General features: G+C 54.3%; 2 pseudogenes. Both read left to right on the plus strand.

Going from position 1 to position 387, the window contains the following annotated elements:
• A pseudogene (locus FDX01_RS23380) lies at positions 1-129 on the plus strand (terminase); the annotation flags it as partial.
• Positions 130-140: 11 nt separating this feature from the next.
• Positions 141-387 (plus strand): annotated as a pseudogene (locus FDX01_RS23385) (hypothetical protein); the annotation flags it as partial.

Below are 387 nucleotides of genomic sequence, written 5' to 3' on the forward strand. Positions count from 1 at the left end.
AACCACCTGCACAAACAGGTATCACGATTCCACCTCGCTGACAAAAACGCACACAAGCGCGCCGATGACCTACTGGACGATTACACCTACGGGCTGATCATCGCATTTGGCAGCGGCGACGCACTCTGACGAGAAACCTAATGAACGAAGATGATTTCGAAATCGGCAGTGCTGCGCCGGAACTTGTCGCGCTCCTCGACAGCGACGATATACAGCCGGGCATGACCGCCGGTTATCAGACCTGCAAAACCATCTACCTGTATCACCCGCTGGGCGGAAAGATGGTGGATCGACCTATAAAAATGGCGATGAACGAATCGCGCACGGTTCATATTGCGCAGACCTTTGGCCTGGAGCAACGCCTGCGCGATGCATTCGAACGTGAAT

Origin of the sequence: Citrobacter sp. wls613 (assembly GCF_005281195.1) — a bacterium.
Taxonomy (GTDB): domain Bacteria; phylum Pseudomonadota; class Gammaproteobacteria; order Enterobacterales; family Enterobacteriaceae; genus Citrobacter; species Citrobacter gillenii.